This is a genomic window from Streptomyces sp. NPDC048211, assembly GCF_043202315.1.
Taxonomy (GTDB): Bacteria; Actinomycetota; Actinomycetes; order Streptomycetales; family Streptomycetaceae; genus Streptomyces.
This window is the reverse complement of the sequence record NZ_JBIDAD010000002.1, coordinates 1,219,786-1,244,174: the sequence shown is the minus strand read 5'-3', so window position 1 is coordinate 1,244,174 and position 24,389 is coordinate 1,219,786. Positions and strand designations below refer to the sequence as shown.

General features: G+C 71.2%; 22 protein-coding genes and 1 riboswitch. Of the genes, 7 read left to right on the top strand and 15 right to left on the bottom strand.

What is annotated here, in order from left to right; genetic code table 11:
• Window positions 1-54 precede the first annotated feature (54 nt).
• Window positions 55-1,056: a DUF6745 domain-containing protein gene (locus ACGFZA_RS12290; RefSeq protein ID WP_393678818.1), complete on the bottom strand. Its 1,002-nt coding sequence runs from the start codon at window positions 1,054-1,056 to the stop codon at window positions 55-57.
• A 63-nt stretch (window positions 1,057-1,119) separates the two neighbouring features.
• Complete coding sequence (locus ACGFZA_RS12285; RefSeq protein ID WP_385278733.1) at window positions 1,120-1,446, bottom strand: hypothetical protein; 327 nt, start codon at window positions 1,444-1,446, stop codon at window positions 1,120-1,122.
• 175 nt (window positions 1,447-1,621) lie between these two features.
• On the opposite strand from ACGFZA_RS12285, the gene ACGFZA_RS12280 reads away from it, so the two are divergent.
• The 6 genes from ACGFZA_RS12280 to ACGFZA_RS12255 are packed head-to-tail and all read left to right on the top strand — an operon-like array spanning window position 1,622 to window position 7,792.
• A complete protein-coding gene (locus ACGFZA_RS12280; protein ID WP_393678817.1) occupies window positions 1,622-2,575 on the top strand; it encodes an STM4015 family protein in 954 nt (317 codons plus the stop codon).
• A gap of 7 nt (window positions 2,576-2,582) precedes the next feature.
• Window positions 2,583-3,557 carry an STM4015 family protein gene (locus ACGFZA_RS12275; protein WP_393678816.1) on the top strand — a complete coding sequence of 325 codons (975 nt, stop codon included), beginning with the start codon at window positions 2,583-2,585 and terminating at the stop codon, window positions 3,555-3,557.
• A complete protein-coding gene (locus ACGFZA_RS12270) occupies window positions 3,538-4,680 on the top strand; it encodes an STM4014 family protein (protein WP_393678815.1) in 1,143 nt (380 codons plus the stop codon). Before ACGFZA_RS12275 ends, ACGFZA_RS12270 begins: the two co-directional genes overlap by 20 nt.
• A gap of 37 nt (window positions 4,681-4,717) precedes the next feature.
• Window positions 4,718-5,533 (top strand): STM4013/SEN3800 family hydrolase, encoded by an 816-nt coding sequence (locus tag ACGFZA_RS12265; RefSeq protein ID WP_385278842.1) that lies wholly within the window; start codon window positions 4,718-4,720, stop codon window positions 5,531-5,533.
• The gene (locus tag ACGFZA_RS12260; RefSeq protein WP_393678814.1) at window positions 5,530-6,894 is read left to right on the top strand and encodes an STM4012 family radical SAM protein; all 1,365 of its coding nucleotides are present in this window, start codon (window positions 5,530-5,532) and stop codon (window positions 6,892-6,894) included. The genes ACGFZA_RS12265 and ACGFZA_RS12260 overlap by 4 nt, the downstream gene beginning before the upstream one ends.
• A gap of 7 nt (window positions 6,895-6,901) precedes the next feature.
• Window positions 6,902-7,792, top strand: coding sequence for an STM4011 family radical SAM protein (locus tag ACGFZA_RS12255; RefSeq protein ID WP_393678813.1), 891 nt, complete (start codon window positions 6,902-6,904; stop codon window positions 7,790-7,792).
• Between the two features lie 13 nt (window positions 7,793-7,805).
• Here ACGFZA_RS12255 and ACGFZA_RS12250 read toward each other — a convergent pair whose 3' ends face one another.
• Together ACGFZA_RS12250 and ACGFZA_RS12245 are read right to left on the bottom strand one after the other, a co-directional pair.
• Window positions 7,806-8,648 (bottom strand): SGNH/GDSL hydrolase family protein, encoded by an 843-nt coding sequence (locus ACGFZA_RS12250; RefSeq protein WP_385278722.1) that lies wholly within the window; start codon window positions 8,646-8,648, stop codon window positions 7,806-7,808.
• A 211-nt stretch (window positions 8,649-8,859) separates the two neighbouring features.
• Window positions 8,860-9,792 (bottom strand): peptidoglycan DD-metalloendopeptidase family protein, encoded by a 933-nt coding sequence (locus ACGFZA_RS12245; protein ID WP_385278720.1) that lies wholly within the window; start codon window positions 9,790-9,792, stop codon window positions 8,860-8,862.
• A 5-nt stretch (window positions 9,793-9,797) separates the two neighbouring features.
• A riboswitch (cyclic di-AMP (ydaO/yuaA leader) is annotated at window positions 9,798-9,950 on the bottom strand.
• A gap of 501 nt (window positions 9,951-10,451) precedes the next feature.
• Between ACGFZA_RS12245 and ACGFZA_RS12240 the strand changes: the two genes are divergently transcribed.
• Window positions 10,452-11,264, top strand: coding sequence for a tyrosine-protein phosphatase (locus ACGFZA_RS12240; RefSeq protein WP_385278718.1), 813 nt, complete (start codon window positions 10,452-10,454; stop codon window positions 11,262-11,264).
• A gap of 141 nt (window positions 11,265-11,405) precedes the next feature.
• Here the strand turns inward: ACGFZA_RS12240 and ACGFZA_RS12235 are convergent, their stop codons facing one another.
• The 11 genes from ACGFZA_RS12235 to hpnC all read right to left on the bottom strand — a co-directional run bounded on the left by ACGFZA_RS12235 (window position 11,406) and on the right by hpnC (window position 24,127).
• Complete coding sequence (locus ACGFZA_RS12235; RefSeq protein ID WP_326740262.1) at window positions 11,406-11,582, bottom strand: DUF6126 family protein; 177 nt, start codon at window positions 11,580-11,582, stop codon at window positions 11,406-11,408.
• A 47-nt stretch (window positions 11,583-11,629) separates the two neighbouring features.
• The gene (locus ACGFZA_RS12230) at window positions 11,630-12,238 is read right to left on the bottom strand and encodes a helix-turn-helix domain-containing protein (protein ID WP_385278717.1); all 609 of its coding nucleotides are present in this window, start codon (window positions 12,236-12,238) and stop codon (window positions 11,630-11,632) included.
• Window positions 12,239-12,324: 86 nt separating this feature from the next.
• Window positions 12,325-13,722 carry an aspartate aminotransferase family protein gene (locus ACGFZA_RS12225; protein ID WP_393678812.1) on the bottom strand — a complete coding sequence of 466 codons (1,398 nt, stop codon included), beginning with the start codon at window positions 13,720-13,722 and terminating at the stop codon, window positions 12,325-12,327.
• Window positions 13,719-15,641, bottom strand: a complete 1,923-nt coding sequence (gene dxs / locus ACGFZA_RS12220; protein ID WP_393678811.1) for a 1-deoxy-D-xylulose-5-phosphate synthase — start codon at window positions 15,639-15,641, stop codon at window positions 13,719-13,721. Before dxs ends, ACGFZA_RS12225 begins: the two co-directional genes overlap by 4 nt.
• A gap of 212 nt (window positions 15,642-15,853) precedes the next feature.
• Window positions 15,854-16,873, bottom strand: coding sequence for an adenosyl-hopene transferase HpnH (gene hpnH, locus ACGFZA_RS12215; protein ID WP_385278713.1), 1,020 nt, complete (start codon window positions 16,871-16,873; stop codon window positions 15,854-15,856).
• Between the two features lie 5 nt (window positions 16,874-16,878).
• Window positions 16,879-17,538, bottom strand: coding sequence for a 1-hydroxy-2-methyl-2-butenyl 4-diphosphate reductase (locus tag ACGFZA_RS12210; RefSeq protein ID WP_385278711.1), 660 nt, complete (start codon window positions 17,536-17,538; stop codon window positions 16,879-16,881).
• Window positions 17,538-19,541, bottom strand: a complete 2,004-nt coding sequence (gene shc / locus ACGFZA_RS12205) for a squalene--hopene cyclase (RefSeq protein WP_393678810.1) — start codon at window positions 19,539-19,541, stop codon at window positions 17,538-17,540. Before shc ends, ACGFZA_RS12210 begins: the two co-directional genes overlap by 1 nt.
• A gap of 107 nt (window positions 19,542-19,648) precedes the next feature.
• A complete protein-coding gene (locus ACGFZA_RS12200) occupies window positions 19,649-20,752 on the bottom strand; it encodes a polyprenyl synthetase family protein (RefSeq protein WP_385278707.1) in 1,104 nt (367 codons plus the stop codon).
• Entirely contained in the window at window positions 20,749-22,137 is a 1,389-nt protein-coding gene (gene hpnE / locus ACGFZA_RS12195; protein ID WP_393678809.1) for a hydroxysqualene dehydroxylase HpnE, read from the bottom strand. Before hpnE ends, ACGFZA_RS12200 begins: the two co-directional genes overlap by 4 nt.
• A 119-nt stretch (window positions 22,138-22,256) precedes the next feature.
• The gene (gene hpnD / locus ACGFZA_RS12190; protein WP_385278703.1) at window positions 22,257-23,177 is read right to left on the bottom strand and encodes a presqualene diphosphate synthase HpnD; all 921 of its coding nucleotides are present in this window, start codon (window positions 23,175-23,177) and stop codon (window positions 22,257-22,259) included.
• A gap of 29 nt (window positions 23,178-23,206) precedes the next feature.
• On the bottom strand, window positions 23,207-24,127 hold the full coding sequence (hpnC, locus tag ACGFZA_RS12185) for a squalene synthase HpnC (protein ID WP_393678808.1): 921 nt from the start codon (window positions 24,125-24,127) through the stop codon (window positions 23,207-23,209).
• Window positions 24,128-24,389: the final 262 nt, after the last annotated feature.

The window sequence follows — 24,389 nt, the reverse complement described above, 5'->3', positions numbered from 1 at the left end:
GATCTGCTCCTTCGGTCCCCGTCCGACGACTCCCGGCTCCCGTCCCGGCGGCGGTCAGGTCTGGCGCACCGGCGCGTAGGACTCGCCCTGAAGCCCGAAGGTCCACGCGACGCCCTCCCTCGCGGTCATGGTGCGCGGTGGCACCCGGAGCCAGTACGTACGATGCGTCCCGTCCGGTTCCGGAGTGGAGTTGACCACCTCCACCATGACCACGTCCTCGTCGCCCTCGAGCGGGATCCGCCAGAGGATTCCCGTCTCGTCCCGGTGCACCGGTTCGGCTCCGGACTCGGTGAGATAGCGGTCGTATCCGTAGAACTCCAGCATCACGCGGCGCAGTTCCGCGTTGTCCTCGGCGCGGATGCGCTCGGGGGTCAGTGCGCCCAGCTCCGCGAGGAAGGCGGCGGGTACGGGCATACCGCGCCAGGCGTACAGGGCGAAGCCGTCGCGGTAGGCGAGCGCGGGGCCTTCACCGCTGTCGAGCCGGCCTGCCTCGTCCCGGCAAAGGGTCTCGGGACGCTCACTCATCACCACGGCACGCTCATAGGGCCACCACCAGCCCGCGTTCCTCGCGACGGCCGCGAGCCCGTCGAGCCGCCGGCCCCGGCCGTCGAAGGCGGCGAGCCAGGCCGCGTCGTGCTGACCCAGGACCGCGTCGAGCAGGACCAGCCGGACATCCGACTCCTCCTCGGGCTTCCGGGCGAGGTCCGCCACCACCCCCGCCCTTATCCGGTCGGCCAGCGCGGCTGTGGTCTCCCACAGCTGAGCGCCGGTGGCGGACCACAGCGCGGACCAGCCGGCCGGGCCCAGCTCGTCGTACATCCGGCGCCGTTCCTCCGCCCAGGGCCGGGTTCGTACGTCCTCACGGACCGAGCGTCCCGCGTCGGCAAGCTTCTCCACGGCCTCGACGGCGGCCCGGGGCGAATCCGCCCAGACGAACTCCGCCGGCTCGGCCAGACCCGCGCCGCGGTAGGCGAGCCGCACCCCCTCCTCGGCGGCCGCCCGGTCCGCCGCACCGGTCGCCGCCGCCACGGCCCGCCATGAGTCCACGTACTGCATCGTCTTCCCCGTCCCCTGTTCCTGTTTTCCTGATACGCGTGAGCTTTTGGGTGTTCCGGTTCCTCAGTCCGCGACGATGCGGACCGCACCCGGTGCGTACTCGCGCTGGCGCACCACCCGGAACCAGCCTTTCGGCAGCGAGATCACCGCGTGTTCCTCGTGCACCACGCGGCCTCCGTCGGGGAGATGGAGCAGCATCGGGCCGAACACCCCGCCCTCGCGGATCAGCCGGCCCGGCCCCGGCACCGCGTGCGCATGTCCGGTGACCTCACCGAGCGCGAGGACCAGCCGACCGCGCCCGTCGCGCAGTTCGCCCGGGGCCTCCCGGAGGTTCGCGGGCACCGCGGACTCCTCCAGCGCCATGATCAGTACGTCGCCCTGCCGGTACACAGACGTCTCCCCTCCGCGCCGCCACCCGCTGTGCCGGCCACCTGGAAAACGCTACGGCGGGGGTCTGACAATCCGTCGGTGAGCGCCGTCGACGGAGCCCGGCCGTCCCGTTGTCAGTGGGACTTGATAGACCTTGCGGACATCAAACCGTCGCCGTCATCAGGAGCTCAGGGCCATGTCCGGTGTGGACCACCTGCACGAGTTGCTCGGCCTTCCGGCCGTCGATTTCCAGTCCGGGGCAAAGGACGGTTCCCGGCCGGCCGCCGACGCCGCGGCCTGGCGCGTCTTCGTCGAGCCGTACGAGGACGAGGACCGCACCTGGGAAGAGGAATTCGCCGCGTTCCTGGACGAGGTGGACCCGGCCGCTGTCCGCGCTTTGATCATCGGGCAGTGGGGCGAGTCGTACGAGGAGAAGTCGTCGTATCCGATCGGTCTCGTGATCGCCGCCGCCGAGCGGCTGACGTCGCTGGAAGCGGTGTTCGTCGGTGACCTGATGGTGGAGGAGGCGGAGATCTCCTGGATCGAGCAGAGCGATGTCACCGCCCTGCTGCATGCCTTTCCCGCGCTGGTGGAGCTCGGGGTGCGCGGCGGAGCGGAGCTCGCCTTCCCGGCCACGAGACACGAGCGGCTGCGTTCGCTCACCATCGAGACCGGCGGGCTGCCGGTGCAGGTGGTGCAGGGGGTGCTCGACAGTGAACTGCCCGCGCTGGAGCGGCTCGACCTGTGGCTGGGCGTCTCCGCCTACGGGGGCGACACCGATGTCGCGGATCTCGCCCCGCTGCTGTCGGGGACGCGGTTCCCGGCGCTGCGCCACCTCGGTCTGCGCAACAGCGAGGTGGAGAACGAGATCGCGGCGGCCGTGGCCTCGGCCCCGCTCGTCGCGCGGCTGCACACCCTCGATCTGTCCTGCGGCACGCTCGGCGACGAGGGGGCGGCGGCGCTCCTGGAGGGCCAGCCGCTGACCCACCTCGAAGTCCTCGATCTGCACCACCACTTCCTCACCGAGCCGATGGAGCGCCGGATCACGGAGTCCCTGGAGCCGCACGGCGTGCGGGTGGACCTGTCGGAGCGCTGCAAGCCGTGGGGCGACCGCGGAGCCGCGGGCCGGTACGTCACGGTGTCGGAGTGAGCGCGCGATGACGGACATCGAGCACCCCGACACCTTCCACGGCCTGCCCGTCCTCACCCTGCCGCTGCCCGGCGAGGACGGCTCGGAGCCGGTGACGCTGCCCGAGGCGGGATCCGTGGCCTGGCGGCTGGACTGCGCCTGGGAGGGGCCGGCGTTCCCGGGGCGCTGGCAGCACTTCCTGGACACGGTCGACCCTGCCGGGGTCCGTGCCCTGCTGATCGGTCCCTGGTGGCCGGACGACTACACCTCCTTCGCTCCCGTTGCGGAACTGATCGTCTCCGACGCCGCGCGCTTCCCCGCGCTGCGGGCGCTGTTCCTCGCCGATGTCGTCGGCGAGGAGTGCGAGGTGTCGTGGCTGGAGATGTCCGACATCACCGCCCTGGTCGACGCGTTCCCGCGCCTCGAGGAGCTGGTGGTGCGCGGCGGCGGGGACGCGGTCCCCGAGGAGGAGAAACTGCGGCTGGGTCCGGTGCGGCACCCGGCCCTGAAGTCGCTGAGGTTCGAGTCCGGCGGTCTGCCCGGACACGTCGTCCGGGCGATCGGGGCCAGCGAACTGCCCGCGCTGGAGCGGCTGGAGTTCTGGTTCGGTGCCTCGTGGTACGGCGGCGACGCCACGGTGGAGGACATGAGGCCCGTCCTCTCCGGCGGCGCCTTCCCCCGGCTGCGCCATCTGGGCCTGCAGAACAGCGAGATCCAGGACGAGATCGCCACGGCGGTGGCGTCGGCCCCCGTGGTCGCGCAGTTGGAGTCGCTCTCGCTCTCCATGGGCACGCTCAGTGACACGGGCGCCCTGGCTCTGCTCGGCGGTCAGCCGCTCACCCATCTGACCTCTCTGGATCTGCACCACCACTACCTCACCGATCCGGTGATGGCGCGCATCCGGGAGATGTGCGTCCGCGAGGGCGTCCACGTCGATCTCGACGAGGCGGACCACTGGGATCCCGAGGACGACGAGCCCCGTTATGTCGCGGTCAGCGAGTAACGCGCCGCGCCTGGCGGTCGTCGGCAATCCCGGCAGCCGCCGGGTCGACCTGTTCCAGGACGCGGTGCGGGCCGCCGGGTTGCCGCCGGCCCGCACGGTGCCCTGGCTCGACGTGTTGTCGGATGAGGCGGACTTCCTGCCCGGCGAGACCGTGCGCATCGAGTCGCCCGGCGAGGACGCCGAGGTCGAGCGGCTGCTGCGCGGGGTGGACGACCCGACCAGGGTGGAGGGCTCGGCCCTCTGGTACGCGCGTTTCACCTCCGCCGTACGGGACGTGGCGCGGGCGGCCACCACGGCGGGCGCGTTCCTGCTGGACGGACCCGGCGACATCGCGGTGCTGTTCGACAAGCGGTTGTGCCACGGCGTCCTGGACGCGGTGGGTGTTCCCGTGCCCGCCTCGCCGACCTCGGGACGGGGCGCCCAGCCGGTCCGGGACTGGGCCGATGTGCGTGCGCTGATGGCCGAACACCGTATGCCGCGCGTGTTCGTGAAGCCCGCGCACGGATCCTCCGCGTCCGGAGTGATGGCCGTGGAGACAGCCGGCCCCGGACGGATCAGGGCGACCACCTCGGTCGAGCGCGATCCGGCCGGCCGCCTCTTCAACTCGCTCCGGGTTAGCCGCCTCACCACGGAACGGGAGGTGGCGGCGATCGTCGACGCACTCGCACCCGACGGTCTGCACATCGAACGGTGGCTGCCGAAGGCCTCGCAGCGGGGCCGGGTCGCGGATCTGCGGGTCGTGGTGGTCGACGGCCGCGCCACCCATGCGGTCGTCCGCACCAGCCGCTCCCCCATGACCAATCTGCACCTCGGCGGTGCGCGCGGCGATCTGGACGAGGTGCGGGCCGCCGTCGAGGCCGCCGGCGGCAGTTGGGCCGAGGCCCTGGCCGTGTGCGAGAGGGCGGCCGCCGCCTTCCCGGACACGCTGTGCGTGGGCGTCGATCTGCTGCCCGCCACCGGCTGGCGGCGCTTCGCCGTCGGCGAGGTCAACGCCTTCGGCGATCTGCTGCCGCGCCTGACCGGTCTGCCGGGCAGCGGAGCCGAGGGCCTGGACACCTATGCGGCGCAGGTCGCCGCCGTACTGAACCGAGCAAGGAACCACCGTGTCAGCGCAACCCCCTGAATCACCCTCCGGCGTCACGGACGCCGCCGACCCCGACATGAGCCAGGTCGTGGGCACCCACGATCTGCTTCTCGTCACTCTGGACACCCTGCGCTACGACGTCGCGGCGGAGCTCGCGGCCCTCGGCCGCATCCCGCATCTGGCCCGGCATCTGCCGGGTGGCGTCTGGGAGAAGCGGCACGCGCCGGGGAGCTTCACCTACGCCTCGCACCAGGCGATCTTCGCCGGGTTCCTGCCCACGCCGGCGTCACCCGGGCCTCATCCCCGGCTGTTCGCCGCACGGTTCGCCGGCAGTGAGACCACGGCCGAGCGCACCTTCGTCTTCGACACACCCGACCTGGTCTCCGGTCTCGCCGGGGCCGGGTACCGCACGGTGTGCATCGGCGGGGTGGGCTTCTTCAACCGGCAGGCGCCGCTCGGCTCGGTGCTGCCCGGGCTGTTCCAGGAGGCGCACTGGGAGCCGGGGTTCGGGGTGGCGTCGCCCACCTCGTTCGAGGAGCAGGTGGCCCGCGCCGAGCGGGTCGTCGGGGAACTCCCGGCCGGCCGGCGGCTCTTCCTGTTCGTGAACGTGTCGGCGCTGCACCAGCCGAACTGGTTCCACCGGCCGGGGGCCACCCGCCTCGCGGGCGACACCCGCGCCAGTCATGCCGCCGCGCTGGAGTACGTGGACGCCCACATCGGGCGCCTCTTCGCCGCCGTGAGCAGCCGCCGCCGCGCCTTCGCCATCGTCTGCTCGGATCACGGCACGGCGTACGGCGACGACGGCTACACCGGTCACCGGCTCGGTCACGAGTCCGTCTGGACCGTTCCGTACGCGCACTTCTTCCTGGAACCGGGGGCCACTCCACGATGACCAGTCGGCACACCGTTCGCCCGTACCGGAGCTACGTCTACGCCTATCCGCACAAGACGACGTACAGCAGGCTCGCCGAGCACCCCGCCGGGCGGCCCGCGCTGAGCGAGCTGTGGGCGGGCGAACGCAAGGACGCCCTCTCGCTCTACCTCCACATCCCCTTCTGCGAGGTCCGCTGCGGCTTCTGCAACCTCTTCACCCGGATCGGCGCGCCGGACGAGCTCACCACCCGCTACCTCGACGCCCTGGACCGGCAGGCGACCGCCGTGCGGGACGCGCTGGGCGACGCGGAACCGGTGCGCTTCGCCGCCGCCGCGTTCGGCGGCGGGACACCCACCTTCCTGACGGCCGGCGAGCTGGAGCGCCTGTGCGACATCGCGGAGAAGCGCATGGGCGCCGACCTGCGGTCCGTACCGCTGTCCGTCGAGACGTCCCCGTCGACCGCGACGGCCGACCGGCTGGCCGTCCTCGCCGACCGGGGCACCACAAGGATCAGCATCGGTGTACAGAGCTTCGTCGAGGCGGAGGCCCGCGCCGCGGTCCGCCCGCAGCGGCGCGCCGATGTCGAGGCGGCCCTGGGCCTGATCAGGGACAGCCGCATACCGGTCCTCAACATCGACCTGATCTACGGCATCGACGGCCAGAGCGAGCAGAGCTGGATCGGTTCCCTGGACGCGGCACTGCGGTGGCGGCCGGAGGAGCTGTACCTCTATCCGCTCTACGTCCGTCCGCTGACCGGCCTGGGCCGGCTCGGAGCCGCTGACGAGGCCGCTGCGGACGCCGCCTGGGACGAGCAGCGGCTGCGGCTGTACCGGGCCGGCCGCGACCACCTGCTCGACCGCGGCTACGAGCAGGTGTCGATGCGGATGTTCCGCCGCGCCGACGCCCCGCGAGCCGACGGCCCCGACGACTACGCCTGTCAGACCGACGGCATGATCGGCCTGGGCTGCGGCGCCCGTTCGTACACCTCGCGGCTGCACTACTCCTTCGACTACGCGGTGGAGATGCGCGAGGTGCGGGCGATCATCGACGGTTACACCGCCACCGAGGACTTCTCGCGCGCCGAGGTGGGCCGGTTCACCGACGGCGACGAGGCACGCCGCCGCCATCTCCTGCAGTCCGTTCTGCAGGCCGAGGGGCTGCGCGTGTCCGAGTACCGCGAGCGCTTCGGTACGGACCCGGGCGAGGACTTCCCGGATGAGCTCGCCCGGTTCGAGGCCCGGGGCTGGCTCGACGCGACGGCGGCCTCGACCGGCCGGCTGCGCCTGTCCCCCGAGGGGCTCGCCCACTCCGACGCCCTGGGCCCCGACCTCTTCTCCCCTGCCGTACGGGCCGCGATGGCCGCGTACGAGCTGAAGTGAGCCCCGCGTGGACCTGACGATCCTCTACCGCGGCCCGCTCGCGTCGTGCGACTACGACTGCCCGTACTGTCCGTTCGCCAAGCGGCGCGACAGCCGGGAACAGCTGCGGGCCGACCGGGCAGCGCTGGAGCGCTTCACGGCGTGGGCGGCCGCGCAGACGGGTGACCGGATCTCGGTGCTCTTCACCCCGTGGGGCGAGGGTCTGGTGCGCTCCTGGTACCGCCGGGCGCTGGTCGAGCTGGCCCGGCTCCCGCACATCCGCAGGGTGGCGATCCAGACGAACCTCAGCGGCCGCACGCAGTGGCTGGCCGCAGCGGGCTCCGCGGGCCGCGAGAAGATCGCGCTCTGGTGCACGTACCACCCGGGCCAGACACCGTACGAGCGATTTCTCGGCCGGTGCGGGGAGCTGGCGTCCCTGGGGATCCGCCACAGCGTGGGAGTGGTCGGTCTCGACACCCACCTCGACGAGGCGCGGCGGCTGCGCGCGGCCCTTCCCGAGGAGGTCTACCTCTGGGTGAACGCCGCCGAGGGGCAGACCTACACGGACGAGGAGGCGGACCGGTGGACGGCGATCGACCCGCTGTTCCCGTACAGCCGCCATCCGCACCCCTCGGCCGGTCTGCCCTGCCGGACCGGTGAGTCGGTGATCTCGGTGGACGGTGACGGCACGGTGCGCCGCTGCCACTTCGTCCGCGCCGAGCTCGGCAATCTCTACGACGGCAGCTACCGCGCGGCGCTGGGACCTCGGGCCTGCCCGCTCGCCGTCTGCGACTGCCACATCGGCTATGTCCACCTGGAGACGCTGCCGCTGTACGACGTCTTCGCCGGCGGGGTGCTGGAGCGCATACCGGCCCAGCCGCCGTCCCCCGCCGCCCCGACGGGATTCCCGGGCGGCTGAGGACAGCGGAGGGTCAGAGCGGCAGCAGGTCGGGGCGCTTGGCCTCGACGTGGTCCCCCGACGACTCGCCGCGCAGCCGCCTGCCGATCCACGGGACCAGGTACTCGCGGGCCCAGTGGATGTCGTCGCGCCGCACTTCGAGCGTTCCGCGCTGTGCCTGCGGCGGCCACGGCTGGTCCGGGTCGGCGGGCACGTCGAGGCCGAGCACCTGCGCGGCGCGCAGCGCGACCCGGGTGTGGCCCTCCGCCGACAGGTGCAGCCGGTCGTCGTCCCAGGCCCGCCGGTCCTGCACCGAGCGCAGGGACCAGAGGTCGAGCACCGGACAGTCGTACCGGTCGGCGATGGACCGCACATGGGCGGTGTAGGTGGCGATCTTGCCGCGCAGATGCCGCAGCACGGGAACGTTGCGGGTGTCGAAGCCGGTGGTGACCATGACGGTGCCGACCGACCTGGTCAGGTCGGCGACCGCGCGCTCGAAGCGCTCGGCCACGTCGTCGGGGTCCGTGCCCGGCCGGATGATGTCGTTGCCGCCTGCGCAAAAGCTCACCAGATCGGGGGCGAGTTCCCTGGCGCGCGGCACCTGTTCCTCGACGATCTGGTCGAGGAGGCGTCCTCGTACGGCGAGATTGGCGTATCTGAAGTTCCCGTGCGCGGATCCTGCGGTGTCCACCGCGTCGGTGTCCGGGAGCTGGTCCGCGAGGAGTACCGCGAACCGGTCGGCCCATCCGACGAAGGTTCCGTCCGGGCCGGGGTCACCGACGCCCTCGGTGAAGCTGTCGCCAATCGCCGCGTACGACCCGATGGCGCCCTGTCGGTTGATGACGCCCTGCTGGATGTTGTTCGAATCGTCTGCCACAAGGGCATATCCTGCACCGCCGAATGTGACCTACGCGACCGTAATACGGGGTTGACGGGTGGTGAGATAGACCACCCGGTCAGTTTTTGGTAAAGGGGGAATAAGTGCGCTGCGCATACCGCGCACCGCACGGCAGAGGGACGGTGCGCCGCCGCGCACCGTCCCTCTATGCATTGCTCGGATCCGGTTCACCGGACCGGTGTTGCGTGGATCAGACGTTGATCCCGTGCGACGCCAGGTAGGCGATCGGGTCGATGTCCGAGCCGTACGCCGGACCCGTGCGGACCTCGAAGTGGAGGTGCGGGCCGGTGGCGTTGCCGGTGGCGCCGGAGAGGCCGACCTGCTGGCCCGCGGTCACGGTCTGACCCGCCGAGACGGAGAGCGAGGACATGTGGCCGTACTGCGAGTAGTGGCCGTCGGCGTGCTTGATGACGACCTCGTTGCCGTACGCGCCGCCCCAGCCGGCGGTGACGACGGTGCCGGAGGTGATCGCCTTCACGCTCGTGCCGGTGGAGACGGGGAAGTCGATGCCGGTGTGGCTGCCGCTGGACCAGTTGGCACCGGAGGCGCGGTACGCGGTGGTGTGGTTGCCCGGGACCGGGTGGACGTAACCGGAGTCGTTGCTCTGGGTCGCCGGGGCCGAGGTCTCCTGGGACGACGAGTCGTCGGAGGAGGAGGTGTCGGAGGCCGTGGAGGCCTTCGTCTCGGACTGGACCGGGGCCTTGGGCGCGGCCTTCGACGGAGTGGTGGAGGTGGTCGAGGCGTGGCCCCAGGCCTTGCCGCCGAGGGTCAGCTTCATGCCCGGGAAGATCAGGCTCGGGTTCTCGCCGACGACCTGACGGTTGTCCTGGTACAGCTTCTCCCAGCCGCCCTTGAGCTTGTGCTGGGCAGCGATCTTCGACAGGTAGTCGCCGGAGACCACGGTGTAGGAGGTGGTGCCGGCCTGCTTCTTCGCGACCGGGGTGGCCGGGGTGGCGTGCGTGGCGGCCGACTGCGAAGCGGCGGGAGCGGCCTGCTCCGCGGCGTTGGCACCGGTGGCGCCGAGCAGCGGAAGCGCGATGACGGCTCCGCCGGCACTCGCGACGACGACGCCGCGGGCGATGGTGCTGGACTTGGGACGGCGGTGCTTACCCGATATGGGCATGAAGGTTTTCCTCTCCGGCGCCTACGAGGTGAGCTGTCGGGTTCGGACTGGAGATGTCCGGTCGCGGCTGGCGCGACTTCACCCCGAGCCGGCCGGTTTCCCGGTCGGCGGCTTACCTGGTTCCCCCGCTCCTGCCACGCGGTGAGTGGGTGCGAATTCCGGGCGGCGGCAGGATTAGGCGGTCCGTCCGGATTGACAGCGAACGTAAGCGAGCCAGGACGGCGGAAACAAGCCACGGGTTCCGCCGTCGAATCCGCTCCGGAAAATCGGCGAAGAATTCCCGTCACACTCCGTGGATTATGGATCTTGGCTTTCCGCGCGGCGTCCGGGATACCCGCACGCCCCACCGCCACACACCGTCACGGATATGATCCCGCTCACGAGAGGGCGATCATCTCCCGCATAAGCGGGGCATGTTCGACTAAAAGCCTCAATACGGACATGTCATGCCCGCCGCCCCGCCGCGCCGGAAGGACGGCGGGGGTCGGGACCTTCACGAGAGGGCCCGCGGGCCGGCACGACGACCCGAAACCCGGACCCGAAGTGCAGGCCCAAAATGGGGCCTGCCCAAGATGATTGTCCGAGGAATCAATGTCGTATCGTCACGAGAGTGGACCCACCGGCGACACGCGCCGGTGACAGAGCCTCCAGGAGTGACCGTGACGCAGCAGCTGCCGCAGACCCCGTCGACGGAGCCCGAACTGGCGGGTGTCCGCAATTTCCGTGACGTGGGCGGCCTGCCCACCACGGACGGCCGCCGGGTGCGGTACGGACGGCTCTACCGCAGTGGTCACCTGGCACACGCCACGGCCGAGGACACCACGTTCCTCGCGGGTCTCGGGCTGCACACCGTCTTCGACTTCCGCAACGAGGCCGACCACAAGCTGGACGGGCTGGACGTGGAGCTGCCCGGCGTGCGCAACGTGTGTATCCCGCTCACCGACCCGGCGGACGGTGCGGAGTTCTGGCGGATGGTGCGCGACGGCGACACGGACGAGCTGCGGTCGATCCTGGCCGACGGCAAGGGATCCCACCGCATGATCGCTTCCTACCGGCAGATCATCCTGGAGCGCACGGCCGAGCACAGCCGGGTACTGCACGCCCTGGCCGAGGACAGCGTGCCCGCCCTGATGCACTGCGCGGCCGGCAAGGACCGCGCGGGCCTTTCGATCGCGGTGTCCCTGCTCGCCGTCGGCGTCGAGCGCGAAGCCATCGAGGCCGACTACCTCAAGTCCAACGACGCACACCGCCGCTACAAGGTCCGCCGCAGCGACACCTCCCCCGCCGGAATGTCGCCCGAGGTGATGGAGCTGCTCAATCCGCTCTTCGGCGCCCACCCCGACTACCTCGCCTCGGCCTTCACCACCATCGACGAGACCTGGGGCAGCACCGACCGCTACCTCGCCGACGCCCTCAAGGTCACCCCGGAGACGCGGGAGCGGCTGCGCGAGCGCCTGCTCGACGAGGTCTGACCGGCCGGGCGGCGCCACCGCCCCAGGACCCGGTGGTGTGCCGCCGAAGCATCCGGTGGCGCATCACCACGGCCGCCGTCGGCGCACCGCCCCAGCATCAGGTGGCCCACCACCACGGTCGGTGCCTGTGTGTCCCCACCGCTACTGGTTGTGCATCCCCACGGCGAACAGCAGGTAGAGGAAGCCCGCGATGATGTGCCCGGCCACCAGGTAGGCGAAGAGCCTGATGACGAGCCCGCGGGGCATCTTCTTCTCCTGCGGGTCGTAGTTCTTCGGGCGGCCCGGGCCGAGCGGGTCGTAGTTCTCGGAATCGGACATGACAGGTCCTCTCTGGCGACCGGCGGGCCGGTGGCGGGGACGGCGCCTCAGCGACGGTGGATCCCGCTGCCGAGACACAGCTCGGCGGCGGGGCTCTGCAGCAAGGTGTGGACGAAGAGCAGCTCGGCGCCGTCGCGGTCCAGCGCCGCGATCCGGTGCGGGGTGAGCGAGTCGAAGTGCGCGCTGTCCCCGGGGGCGAGGTCATGGACCGTCTCCCCGAGCGTCACCCTGAGATGTCCGGCCAGGACATACAGCCACTCCTCGCCGGGATGGACGCGCACCAGATCACCCTGGGCGCCGTGCGGGACCCTGACACGCAGGGCCTGCATGGCCCGGCCGGGGCCGCCGGCCTGCTGGTACATCCAGCCGTCGGCCTCGGCACCCTCGAACCTGCGGCCGCGGACGATCGCGTCACGTTCCGTGGGGCTCTCGCCGAGCAGCTCGGAGACCGTCGTACCGTAGATCCTGGCGAGTCCGAGCAGCATCGGCAGCGAGGGCTGGCGCCGGCCCGTTTCGAGCCGGGACAGGTGGGCGGGCGAGAGTCCGGCCCGCTGGGCGGCGGTCTCCAGGGTGAGACCACGGCTGCGGCGCAGATCGCGCAGGCGTGGAGCGACCCCGGGCAGCTCGTCGGCCGCCCCTCCTTCTGGAGGATTCATACCCTCATTGGGCCAGGAAATTTCCTCGGAGGCAAATTTCTTGCCTCCGAGGCAAAAGCGTCCGGTCGTGCCGTATGCGCCCGTGATCAGCGGTTGGCGACAGCCTGCTTCACCAGGGTCCGGCCGAAGTCCCACATCAGCCCGCCGCCGCTGTGCGCGTCGTCCATCACGGCCGTGAACGCCCGCACAAAGCGTTCCACGTCCGCTTCGTCGATCACCAGCGGCGGGATCAGCTTGATCACTTCCAGGTGGTCGCCGGAGACCTGGGTCAGGATCCGGTGCTTCTGGAGCAGCGGCACGACCACCATCTGCGCGAAGAGCCCCTTGCGGGCCGCCTGCAGCATGGTCCAGCGGCTGCGCAGTTTCAGTGAGGACGGCCGGCCGAACTCGATACCGATCATCAGCCCGCGCCCACGCACCTCGTGCAGCAGCTCGTACTTCCCGACGAGCGCGGCCAGCCGTTCGCGGAGCAGGTCGCCGGTGCGGCGCGCGTTCGCCACCGTCTCCTCGTCCTCCATCACCGCGAGGACCGCGAGTCCGGCCGCCATCGCCTGTGCGTTGGAGCCGAAGCTCGCGGAGTGGACGAGGACGCGGTCCATCGAGGAGTAGACGCGCTTGAAGATCCAGTCCTTGCCGAGGGTCGCTCCGACGGGCACATAGCCGCCGGAGAGCGCCTTGGCCACGCAGACCAGATCCGGTTCCACGCCCGCCTCGTGCTGGTACGCGTAGAAGTCCCCTGTCCTGCCCAGGCCGGTCTGCACCTCGTCGGCGATCAGCAGGGCCTTGTGCCTGTGCAGCAGCTCCTGCGCCTCCCGCAGGAACCCGGGCGGCGAGGCGTGCACCCCCTTGCCCTGGATCGGTTCGACGACGAGTCCGGCCACGTCGCCGCGCTTGAGCTCACGGCGCAGGGCGTCGAGGTCGCCGAGCTCGATGGCCGTGTCGGGCAGCAGCGGGGCGAAGCCGTCCCGGAAGCCGGCCTCGCCGTTGACCGAGAGCGAGCCGGTGGTGAGCCCGTGGAAGGCGTGCGTGCAGTACAGGATCCTCGGCTTCCCGGTGGCGTACCGGGCGAACTTCAGAGCCGTCTCCACCGCCTCCGTACCGCTGTTGCCGAAGAAGACGCGGTCCAGGTGCGGGCTGTGGGTGAGCAGCTTCTCGGCCAGCAGGCCCGGCAGCGGCTGGCAGTCGAACCGGGTCAGATCGGCCAGCGAGGCGTCCAGGACGTCGTGCAGCGCCTTGCGTACGACGGGGTGGTGGCGGCCGAGGCCCATCACCCCGAAACCGGCGAGCATGTCCAGGTAGTCGTTGCCCTCCGCATCCCAGAAGTGCGCGCCCTCGGCCCGTTCGTAGACCTTGTCGAAGCCGATGGTGTGCAGCATGCGCGGCAGCTGGTGGTTGAGGTACTTCGTGTGCAGCTCGTACCGTTCGGCGCCACGCTCCGCGAGGAGCTGCGCCAGGTCGAAGCCCTTGGGCCCGTCGTCCATCATGCCCCGCTCTCCTTGTGCCCGTTGCCCGGGGCGCCCGGCCCCGCGTCCGCGTCCCGGGCGGCCAGCGCGGCGCTGATCCGGCCCGCGATCTCGACCGGGGTGAGCCCGATGTCGGCCAGCACCTCGGCCCGCTTCCCGTGGGCGAGGAACTGATCGGGAATGCCGAACGTCCGCAGCGGTACGTCGACTCCGGCGTCCCGCAGCGCCTGCCCGACCGCCGAACCGACGCCTCCGGCCCGGCTGTTGTCCTCGACGACGGCGACGAGCCGGTGCTTCGCGGCGAGCTGTGCGAGCTGCTCGTCGACCGGCTTGACCCAGCGGGGGTCCACCACGGTGCAGCGGATCCGGCCGCCCGTCAGGAGATCGGCGGCCCGCAGGCAGACGGGCGCCATCACACCGACCGCCACCAGGAGCACCTCGGCGTCCTCCGCGCGGTGCAGGACGTCCATGCCCCCGATCCTGCCGATCGCGGGGACCGGCTCCCCCACCGACGCCTTCGGGAACCGGATCAGGGTGGGCGCGTCGTCCACGTCCAGGGCCTCGCGCAGTTCTGTCCGCAGCCGCTCCGCGTCCCGCGGCGCCGCGATCCGCAGACCCGGCACGACCTGGAGGACGGACAGGTCCCACATGCCGTTGTGGGAGGCTCCGTCGGGTCCGGTGACTCCGGCCCGGTCCAGGACGAACGTGACTCCGCACCTGTGCAGGGCGACGTCCATCAGCAGCTGGTCGAAGGCCCGGTTGAGGAAGGTCGCGTACACGGCGACGACCGGGTGCAGTCCGCCGGTCGCCAGTCCCGCCGCGGAGACCGTCGCGTGCTGCTCGGCGATCCCGACGTCCCAGACCCTGTCGGGGAAGGCCTCGGCGAACCTGGTCAGCCCGACGGGGTGCAGCATCGCCGCCGTGATCGCGACGACGTCCGGACGCTCCGCGCCGATCGCGGCGATCTCGTCCCCGAACACGGAGGTCCAGGACGGTCCGGCCTCGGGGGCGAGCGGGGCACAGGTCAGCGGGTCCATCGCGCCCACGGTGTGGAAGCGGTCGGCCTCGTCCCGGAGCGCGGGAAGGTAGCCGCGGCCCTTCTCGGTGAGGCAGTGCACGAGGACGGGGCCGTGGAAGCGTTTCGCGCGCTGGAGCGCCGACTCGACGGCGGCGGTGTCGTGTCCGTCGATCGGGCCGATGTACTTCAGCCCGAGGTCCTCGAACATGCCCTGCGGGGCGAAGGTGTCCTTGAACCCCTTCTTGGCCCCGTGCAGCGACTCGTACAGCGGCTGCCCGATGACGGGTGTCTGCTGCAGGACGCCCTTGCCCCAGGCGAGGAAGCGTTCGTAGCCGTCGGTGGTGCGCAGGGTCGCGAGGTGGTTGGCGAGGCCGCCGATGGTCGGGGCGTAGGAGCGCTCGTTGTCGTTGACGACGATGATCAGGGGGCGGTCCCTGGCGGCGGCGATGTTGTTCAGCGCCTCCCAGGCCATGCCGCCGGTGAGCGCGCCGTCACCGATGACCGCGACGACGTGGTCGGGGCGGCCGAGGACCTCGTTGGCCTTGGCGAGGCCGTCGGCCCAGCCGAGCACGGTGGAGGCGTGCGAGTTCTCGATGACGTCGTGTGCGGACTCCGCACGTGAGGGGTAGCCGGAGAGGCCCCCCTTGCCGCGCAGCTTGGAGAAGTCCTGCCGGCCGGTGAGGAGCTTGTGTACGTAGCTCTGATGGCCGGTGTCCCACAGGATCCGGTCCACGGGTGAGTCGAAGACCCGGTGCAGGGCGATGGAGAGCTCCACCACCCCGAGGTTGGGGCCCAGATGGCCACCGGTCCTCGCCACTGCCTGGACGAGGAACTTCCTGATGTCCTCGGCGAGTTCGCCGAGCTGTGGTTCGTTCAGCGCCTTGAGATCGTGCGGCCCCCGGATGGACTGCAGCAGCGTCATGCCCGGGCCCCCTCTCTGGTCCTGTGATCGGCTCACGGTGACGGCGGGGACCCCGGCAGGGTCCCCCACGTCGTCCATGCCCTCGGCGGACTTCCACCCGCCGACCGCTGCCGGCCGGCCGGGACGCGCCGCGAGGGGCGGCGCATCGCCAGCGGCCTGACCGGCAGCGTGCGGAGACCCGGTACGAGACCGGCTCTCCGGCGGTCGTCACCTCACCGGTTCCCGCCGATGGTCTCCCGGGCGGCACGCAGGGATTCCTTGAGGGACCCCATGGTGGCGAGTACGGCGGTGGGCTCGTACCCGCAGTGCGCCATGCAGTTGGCGCAGCGCGGGTCCTTGCCGCGGCCGTACTTGTCCCAGTCCGTCTCCTCGATGAGCTCCCGGTACGTCGGCACGTACCCGTCGCTCATGAGGTAGCAGGGCCGCTGCCAGCCGAACAGGGAGTAGTTGGGAATGGCCCACGCGGTGCACGGGAAGTCCGCCTTGCCCTCCAGGAAGTCCAGGAAGAGCGGCGAGTGGTTGAGGCGCCACCGGGCCCGGTTGCCGCCCGCGAAGGACTTCTTGAACAGCTCACGGGTCTGCTCGACGCCCAGGAAGTGCTCCTGGTCGGGTGCCTTCTCGTAGGCGTAGGCGGGCGAGATCATCATCTCGTCGACCTTCAGGTCGTCGTTGAGGTAGTTGAGGACCTCGATGATGGTCTGGGGCGTGTCGGTGTTGAAGAAGGTGGAGTTCGTGGTGACCCGGAAGCCGCGCTGCTTGGCCTCCTTGATCGCCGCCACCGCCTCGTCGAACACCCCTTCCTTGGCCACCGATTCATCGTGCCGCTCGCGCAGGCCGTCGATGTGGACGGCGAACGCGAAGTAGGGCGAGGGCGTGAACTTCTCCAGCTTCTTGCGCATCAGCATCGCGTTGGTGCAGAGGAAGACGTACTTCTTCTTCGCCACCAGCTGGCGGACGATTTCGTCGATCTGCGGGTGCATCAGCGGCTCGCCGCCGGCGATGGAGACCATCGGGGCGCCCGATTCGAGCACGGCGCCGACGGCCTGGGCCACCGGCATGCGCTGCTTGAGGACTCCGGCCGGGTGCTGGATCTTCCCGCAGCCCTCGCAGGCGAGGTTGCAGGCGAACAACGGCTCCAGCTCGACAATCAGCGGGAACTTTTCCCGCTTTCGGAGCTTCTGTTCAATGAGGTACGTCGCAACCTTGATGGACTGACGGAGCGGCATGGCCATCTAGCTCACCTCCTGGGGAGCAGCAAAGATCGGTGCCATTCATAGAAAGCCGGCAGGACGGCACGGAGAACGCGGAAAGCCGATATTCCACCGCGGACCGTGCCGATGCGGACGAGCTCATGCTCCGGAGCGTCCACGACCACCCGTACGGCCGCAACCGGGCGTGGCCCGGACCGCAGAGCGATGCGCAGGGTCGCGGCGGACTCCATGTCCACCGCGATCGCTCCGGTGGCCCGCAGCTCGGCCCGCTCATGTCCTCGGACGACATGATCGGAGCCGGTCAGCGGACCGGTGTGGACGGTGCGTCCGGGTACGGCCCTGGCGAGTGCGTCGGCGAGCAGTTCCGTGCCGGTGCAGGTGTCCGACCGCCCGGCTGTCCGGGTCTCGTCGGCCACCACCAGGTCGCCGGGGTGCATGCCGGGTGCGAGCCCGGCACAGAACCCCGAGGCGATGACCGCGGCGCCGAGCGCCCGGCCCTCGCCGAGCGCTTTCGCCACGGCCGATTCGGCCGCCTTGGGCCCCATGCCCGTACGGAGTACGGTCACCGGGCCCGGAGCGGTGCCCGCCCCGGCCCTGCCGGTGCGCAGGGCCAGGTGCTCGATGCCCAGCGCGCAGGCGATGAGCAGCGGGGCGGCGGGGCCGGCCGGCCCCGGGGCATCGCCCATCAGGTCGCCTCGCGGACCGCCGTGCGGCCCGCGAACGGGTCGCCGTGCACGTACCGTCCGAGTGCGGTCAGCGGGAAGACCTGCCGATAGAGGTGGTAGTTGATGGAGAAGTCCCAGGGGAAGCCGGTCCCGGTGAAGTAGGGCTCGTCCCAGGAGCCGTCGGCCTGCTGGGTCTCGGCCAGCCAGGCGATGCCCCGGGTGACGGCCACGGTGTCGCGCCGGCCGGCCGCGAGGAGCGCCAGCAGCGCCCAGGCGGTCTGGGACGCGGTCGAGGCTCCGTGGCCGATCCACTTCTCCTCGTTGTAGGAGCGCAGGTCCTCGCCCCATCCGCCGTCGTCGTTCTGGACGGACTCCAGCCAGCCGGCCGCGCGGCGGATGGAGGGGTGCGAGGCGGGCAGTCCGGCGGCGACCAGCGCGGGGACCACCGACCCTGTCCCGTAGACGTAGTTGACGCCCCAGCGGCCGAACCAGCCGCCCGCAGCGTCCTGTTCGGCGAGCAGCCACTCGATTCCCCGCCGGGTTGCGGGGTGCTGGGAGTGGCCCTCGATGGCGAGCATCTCCACCACGTGACCGGTGACGTCGGCGGACGGCGGGTCGATGACCTCGCCGAAGTCACAGAAAGGCAGCCGGTTGGGGAACGCGCTCGTGTTGTCGGCGTCGAAGGCGCCCCAGGCCCCGTTGCGCGACTGCATGCCGACGTTCCAGCGCACCCCGCGCTCGATGGCGGCCTCGACCCGCGCCTGGTCCGGGTGACGGACCCGGCGCAGCGCGAGGACCACCTCCGCCGTGTCGTCGATATCTGGGTAGTTGTCGTTGTGGAACTCGAACGCCCAGCCACCGGGCGCCAGTTGGGGCCTGCGCACGGACCAGTCGCCCGGTCTCGCGATCTCCTCGCCGAGCATCCAGTCCGCCGCCTTCACCAGCGCGGGGTGGTCGGCACCGACTCCCGCGTCGGCGAGTGCGATGGTGGCGAGGCAGGTGTCCCAGACCGGGGACTGACAGGCCTCGATCATGCGGGCGCCGTCCTCGCGCCAGACCGCGAACCTGTCGAGCGATTCGAGTCCGGCCTTCATCACCGGGTGGTCGAGGTCGTAGCCGAGCAGGTGCAGGGCGATGACGGAGTACACGGCGGGCGGCTGGATGCCGCCCCAGCAGCCGTCGTTCTCCTGGCGTTCGATGATCCAGCGGGCGGCCGCGTTCATGGCTACTTTGCGCAGTCTGCGCGGGGCGACCCGGTGGTAGAGGTGCAGGGCCTTGTCGAGGCGCTGGAAGACGCCGTCCCAGCTGGCGGCCGGGGCGCGGCGGCGTGGCGGGTTCGGTGCGCCGGGATCGGTGTGCAGCTCGTCCAGGGCGAAGGGCGCCGGCCGTACCGGCCGCTTCGCGGAGACGACGGTGAGGGGCACGATGGTCTGGCGGGCCCAGCAGCCGAAATCGTAGATGTTGAGCGGGACCCACTTGGGGAAGAACATCAGCTCGGGCGGAAGCTCCGGCAGGTCGTCCCATTTCCACCAGCCGAAGAGGGCCAGCCAGATCCGGGTGAACACGCGGCTCGCCGCGATCCCGCCCTGTTCCCTGACCCATCCCGCGGCGCGGGCCATGTGCGGTTCGTCCGGCCGGTCTCCGGCCAGACGCAGGGCCACGTACGCCTCGATGGTGGCGGAGAGGTCCCCGGGGCCGCCGTGGAAGGTGGCCCAGGTGCCGTCGCCGAGCTGTTCGCCGCGAATGAAGCGGCCGGCCGCCCGGACCGTGGCGGGATCCTGGATACCGAGGAACTGCCGGAGCAGGAGGTCCTCGGCGTCCATGGTCACGTTGGTGGCGAGGTCACCCTTCCACCAGCCCTGCTCGTCCTGCCTGCCGAGGAGGTGCTCCACCGAGCGTTCCGCGGCCCGCCGCGCGGCGGCGAGTACGTCGTCCGCGGCGATCGTCGATTCGGTTGTCGGAATACTGGCCGAGGCTGCGCGGGGGTTCACAGCCCCGGTGCTTCCGTCGGTCGTCGCTGTCATGGCTTCCCCTTCGTGCAGTGGGTCCTCTGCTGTGCTGGGGTCTCCGTCGGCCGGTGCCCATGACGGGCACCGGCCGGCGACTGCGAGTCATATTGAGGGGATGGTCATCATCTCTTTCGTACGACGACGAAGTCCGCGAGCGCCGTGAGCTGCGCCCGCACGGTTTCAGGCATGTCCACACCATGCAGCGCCTCGATGGCGACCGCATGCTGACGACGGGCCTCCTGGGCGGTCCACTCGCGGCCGCCCGCCTCCTCGATGAGTGCCGCACGGGCGGCGAACTCCTCCTCGGAGAAGCTGTCGAAGTCGCTGCTCTTCGCGTCGGCGGCGAGCAGCTCGCCCAGACGGTCCGAGGCCGGCCCGCCCGCCGCGAGCGCGGCGACGACCGGCAGGGACTTCTTGCGCTGGCGCAGATCGCTCCAGGTCTGCTTGCCCGTGGAGTCCGGGTCGCCCCAGATCCCCAGCAGGTCGTCGACCGCCTGGAAGGCGAGGCCGAGGTGGTAGCCGTACGCCTCCAGGACGTCGGCGGTGCGGTCGTCGGCACCGCCGAGCACCGCCCCGATGGAGCAGGCGCAGGCCAGCAGGGCGCCCGTCTTGTTGCCCTCCATCTCCAGGCACTCCTCGACGGTGACCCGCTCGCGGTGCTCGTAGGAGATGTCCTGGGCCTGCCCGTCGATGAGTTTGCGGGTGGCCGTGGTCAGCCTGCGGGCCGCACGGCCCGCCTCGACGGTGCCGAGCTCCAGCAGGATCTCGTTGGCCAGCGCGAACAGCGCGTCGCCGACCAGGATCGCCTGGGCGGGTCCGTGCACCTTCCACACCGTGTCGCGGTGGCGCCGCTGCTCGTCGCCGTCCATCAGGTCGTCGTGCAGCAGCGAGAAGTTGTGCACCAGCTCGACGGCCACGGCGCCGGGGATACCGGCTTCCGCGGCTGCGCCGGCCGCCTCGGCGGACAGCAGGGCCAGCGCGGGGCGGACGGCCTTGCCGCCGTCGCCGTCGGACGGCCTGCCCTGGGCATCGATCCAGCCGAAGTGATAGGCGGCAACGGTGTCCATGGGCGGTGCGAGCCGGTCAACGGCGGCCCGGAGCACCGGCGTGGAAAGGGCCCGTCCGCGCTCCAGAAGCGCGGTGACGTCCGTGGTGTGCGCCACGGTGTCGGAAGCCGGATTCGCCGGGGTCACTGACTCTCCTCTTGTTCCGGTGGTACTGCTCATGCCGCCTCCTGCAGCGGATGTTCTTGGGGGCGGCCGAGCGCCAGGAGTGCGGCGTCCGCGGCGCCGGCACCGCTGCGGACGGCGCCCTCCATCGTGGCGGGCCAGCCGGTGGCCGTCCATGCGCCGGCCAGGAAGAGGCCGGGCGCGCGGGTGCGGGTCCCCGGCCGCAGCCGGCCGACACCGGGAGCGGGTGCGAAGGTCGCCGTACGCTCCCGGGTGACGAAGAAGTCCCTGATGCCGGCCCCGCGGGCGGCGGGCAGGAGCCGCTCCAGCTCGGGCAGGTAGCGCGCGCGGAGCTCGGAGACGGGCAGGTCGATCTCCTCTCCGGCGGCGGACTGGGAGACCGCGAGGTACTGGCCGGGGCCGGTGAGGCCGGAGGCCTCGGTCCGGTCGAAGACCCACTGCACCGGTGAGCCGAGAGCCGCGAAGAACGGCTGCCTGAGCACCTTGCGGTCGTAGACCACGTGCACGTTGAGGATCGGCGAGGTGCCGATCTCCAGCAGCAGCTCCGGTTCGTCGAGTGCGCCCTCGGGCAGCAGGTCGTGCGTCTCGCGCTGCGGTACGGCCAGCACGACGGTGTCCGCCTCGATCCGTTCGGCGCCCGTGTCGACCACCCAGCGTCCGTCGTCGGTACGGCTGAGCGCTCCGGCCTTCGTCCGCAGCTCGGTGCGGACACCGGCGGAGTCCAGGGCCTTGCGGCTGAGCGTGTCGTGGACGTCCCCGAGCGGTACGGAGGCCCAGCCGATGTCGGCGGCGCCGGGCTCGGAGAGAAGACCCGTCTTGAAGACCTTCGCGGCGAGCGCGAGCGAGGAGTTCGGTGCGGTGGCGTTGAGCGTGGCCACGCCCACCAGGTCCCACAGGGCCTCGACCGTCCGGGGTGACTGGCCGTGCCGGGCGAGCCAGCTGCCGAAGTCGACGTCGTCGAGTGCGGGATCGTCCGGGTCCAGCCGGCCGAGCGCCAGTGCGGCCCGGCCGACGCTCGCGCGCTCGACGAGCGAGAGGTGCGGGTAGGCGGCAAGTCCGGCGGCGAGGTGGAACGGGACCGGGAGGCCGTTGCGGCGCAGTCGGCCGAGCCGGGGCCCCGAGGGCCGCCCCACATCGAGAACCGGCACGTCCAAACGGTTTTGCAGCGGGGCAAGACGTGCGCCGTCGACCCGGTCGAGGAACCACCGGTAGGCGGTGCAGCAGCGCAGATAGACGTGCTGACCGTTGTCGACCGTCAGCTCGCCGCGCCGGAAGGAGAAGGCGAGGCCGCCGAGCCGGGGCCGCCCTTCCAGCAGGGTCACGTCAAGCCCGGCGTCGGCCAGGCGCAGGGCCGCGGTGATGCCGGCGAGCCCGCCGCCGATGACGACCGCGCGGGAGGAACGCAGCGCTCCGTCCGTCATACGTCCCCCTCTCGCCAGGTCTTCTCCGTCAGGGACGCGTCCGCCCGGCAGGGGGTTGCCCGCCGTACGGAGTGATCATCCATGATGCACATGGTGCGCGAGATGTCCGTGTGACGCATTCAGACACGCCCCCTGGTCGTGCGGCGCGAGATGTGGCGCGCGTCGAGACCCGACAGGCCGCGCACCGCCACGTACGCCTTCTCGTGGCCCGGGAGCGAGACCCGGCCGCGCAGCACCGCCTCGGGGTCGCGCTCGATCCGGTCGAGCAGCCGGCGGTAGATGCCGGCCATGGCCGCCACGCAGGCACCGCTGCGCCGGTCGAGCATCGGCAGCAGCCGGTAGCCCTCGGCGAACAGCGCCCGGGCGCGCCGGACCTCGAAGTGGACCAGCCCGGCGAAGTCGGAGCCGGGCGGCGGGGTGGCCCGGTGGAAGCCCGCGGAACAGCCGAACTTGGCGAGGTCGTCGGCGGGCAGGTAGGTGCGCCCGTTGCCCGCGTCCTCACGCACGTCGCGCAGGATGTTCGTGAGCTGGAGCGCGAGGCCGAGCGTGTCGGCGTACTCGGCCGCGCGCTCGGCGCCGGGAGCCCCGGGTTCCGTACCGAAGACACCCAGGCTGAGGCGGCCGATGGCGCCCGCGACGCAGCGGCAGTAGACCTTGAGGTCGTCCCACGTCTCGTAGGTCGCGCCGCGCACGTCCATCAGGACGCCGTCGATCAGCTCGTCGAGCCCCTCGAGCGGCAGCGGGAACCGGCGGGCCGCGTCGGCGAGCGCGACGGCCACCGGGTCGGTGTCGTCCTCGTCGACCGCGCCGCCCCGGATCCGGTCCAGCACCTCACGGGTGCCCTCCAGGCGGACGCGCTTGGTCTCCGGCTCCAGCTCGCCGTCGCCGATGTCGTCGACCCGCCGGGAGAAGGCGTACAGGGCCGACATGGCCTGGCGCTTCTCGACGGGCAGCAGCCTGATGCCGTACGCGAAGTTACGCGCCTGCTGTCCGGTGACCGCCTCGCAGTAACTGTATGCGGCCTGTACCGGTGCCGACATGTACGTCGTCTGTCCCTCCACGGTCCGGCTCACCCCTCTCTACGCGCTCTTCGCAAAACAACTCCCACTTCGCGCAGCAGGCTGGGCTTGGTGGGTTTGGGGGGTCCGGGCAGTACGTCGAACCCGGCGGCCGCGATCGCGGTGAGGGCGGCACGCCCCCCTCCCACGAATCCGGCGAGAAGCAGCTTGAGCCTGCCGTGGACGCTACCCACCAGGGGGGTGCCTTCATTCAGCAGATCCCGGGCGCGTTCGGCTTCGTACGCGATCAGCGCCCGCACGGACGCACTCCCGGAGGGGGCCGCCAGGTCGGATTCGGTGACATGGAACCTGGCCATGTCGTCGGCCGGCAGATAGATCCGGTCACGGCCGAGGTCCTCGGTCACGTCCTGGAGATGCTCGACGATCTGCAGTGCGGTGCACACGGCGTCGGAGCGGCGGACGCGCTCGGGACTCGCGGTTCCGGTGAGCTGGAGGACCAGGAGGCCGACGGGATTGGCGGAGAGCTCGCAGTAGGCGAGGAGCTCCTCGTACGTCCCGTAGCGGCGGACCTTCTGGTCCTGCCGGTTGGCCTCGATGAGGCCGAGAAAGGGTTCGGGGGTGAGCGCACGGCGGCGCACGGTGGGGCGCAGCGCCTGCAGAAGCGGGTGGCGCGGGCCCTCACCGGTGGTGGCGAAGATCCTGCGCAGGTCGGTTTCCAGCGCGTCGAGCATCGCGAGCCGGTCCTCGCCCTCGGCCGGATCGAGGCCGAGGTGGCGCGCGTCGGCGCCGCCGGGGGCCAGGTCGCCGTCGCCGATGTCGTCGACGAGCCGGGCGAAGCCGTAGACGGCCATCAAGTCGTCGCGCCAGGCGCGCGGCAGGAAGAAGGGGGCCACCGGAAAGTTCTCGTCGGCGGCCTTGTCAAGGGTTCCGGGTACGGCGGGATCATGTCGCGCCTGCCGGGTACGGGTCACTGCGTACCGCCCTGCGCGGGGACGGCGTGAGCACCTCGGAGCTGGAGATCTTCCGTCATAGCCGTCACATCTCCCGTTCTACACTGCTGACCCAAAACATCCCATTCCGGACACGCCGCCCGCTCTCCCGAGTGCGGAGGGCGGCTACGGGCCGTCCACCCAGGCGGTATCGCCCCACTTGCTACGAATCAGCACCGGTACAGCTTACGTTGTACAACGCTCATCCATACGCGGGGGTGCGGGGTGCGCAACACCTGCGAAC

Bases quoted from the DNA above. Each gene is read 5' to 3' on its own strand.
- ACGFZA_RS12280 (WP_393678817.1), top strand. From the start codon at position 1,622: ATGTCCGGTGTGGACCACCTGCACGAGTTGCTCGGCCTTCCGGCCGTC.
- ACGFZA_RS12245 (WP_385278720.1), bottom strand. From the start codon at position 9,792: ATGCCCATATCGGGTAAGCACCGCCGTCCCAAGTCCAGCACCATCGCC.
- hpnD (WP_385278703.1), bottom strand. From the start codon at position 23,177: ATGTCGGCACCGGTACAGGCCGCATACAGTTACTGCGAGGCGGTCACC.
- ACGFZA_RS12210 (WP_385278711.1), bottom strand. From the start codon at position 17,538: ATGGGCGATGCCCCGGGGCCGGCCGGCCCCGCCGCCCCGCTGCTCATC.
- ACGFZA_RS12200 (WP_385278707.1), bottom strand. From the start codon at position 20,752: ATGAGCAGTACCACCGGAACAAGAGGAGAGTCAGTGACCCCGGCGAAT.
- ACGFZA_RS12265 (WP_385278842.1), top strand. From the start codon at position 4,718: ATGAGCCAGGTCGTGGGCACCCACGATCTGCTTCTCGTCACTCTGGAC.
- ACGFZA_RS12290 (WP_393678818.1), bottom strand. From the start codon at position 1,056: ATGCAGTACGTGGACTCATGGCGGGCCGTGGCGGCGGCGACCGGTGCG.
- dxs (WP_393678811.1), bottom strand. From the start codon at position 15,641: ATGACGCTGCTGCAGTCCATCCGGGGGCCGCACGATCTCAAGGCGCTG.
- ACGFZA_RS12270 (WP_393678815.1), top strand. From the start codon at position 3,538: ATGTCGCGGTCAGCGAGTAACGCGCCGCGCCTGGCGGTCGTCGGCAAT.
- ACGFZA_RS12235 (WP_326740262.1), bottom strand. From the start codon at position 11,582: ATGTCCGATTCCGAGAACTACGACCCGCTCGGCCCGGGCCGCCCGAAG.
- ACGFZA_RS12260 (WP_393678814.1), top strand. From the start codon at position 5,530: ATGACCAGTCGGCACACCGTTCGCCCGTACCGGAGCTACGTCTACGCC.
- ACGFZA_RS12230 (WP_385278717.1), bottom strand. From the start codon at position 12,238: ATGAATCCTCCAGAAGGAGGGGCGGCCGACGAGCTGCCCGGGGTCGCT.
- hpnH (WP_385278713.1), bottom strand. From the start codon at position 16,873: ATGGCCATGCCGCTCCGTCAGTCCATCAAGGTTGCGACGTACCTCATT.
- ACGFZA_RS12225 (WP_393678812.1), bottom strand. From the start codon at position 13,722: ATGATGGACGACGGGCCCAAGGGCTTCGACCTGGCGCAGCTCCTCGCG.
- ACGFZA_RS12275 (WP_393678816.1), top strand. From the start codon at position 2,583: ATGACGGACATCGAGCACCCCGACACCTTCCACGGCCTGCCCGTCCTC.
- shc (WP_393678810.1), bottom strand. From the start codon at position 19,541: ATGACAGCGACGACCGACGGAAGCACCGGGGCTGTGAACCCCCGCGCA.
- hpnE (WP_393678809.1), bottom strand. From the start codon at position 22,137: ATGACGGACGGAGCGCTGCGTTCCTCCCGCGCGGTCGTCATCGGCGGC.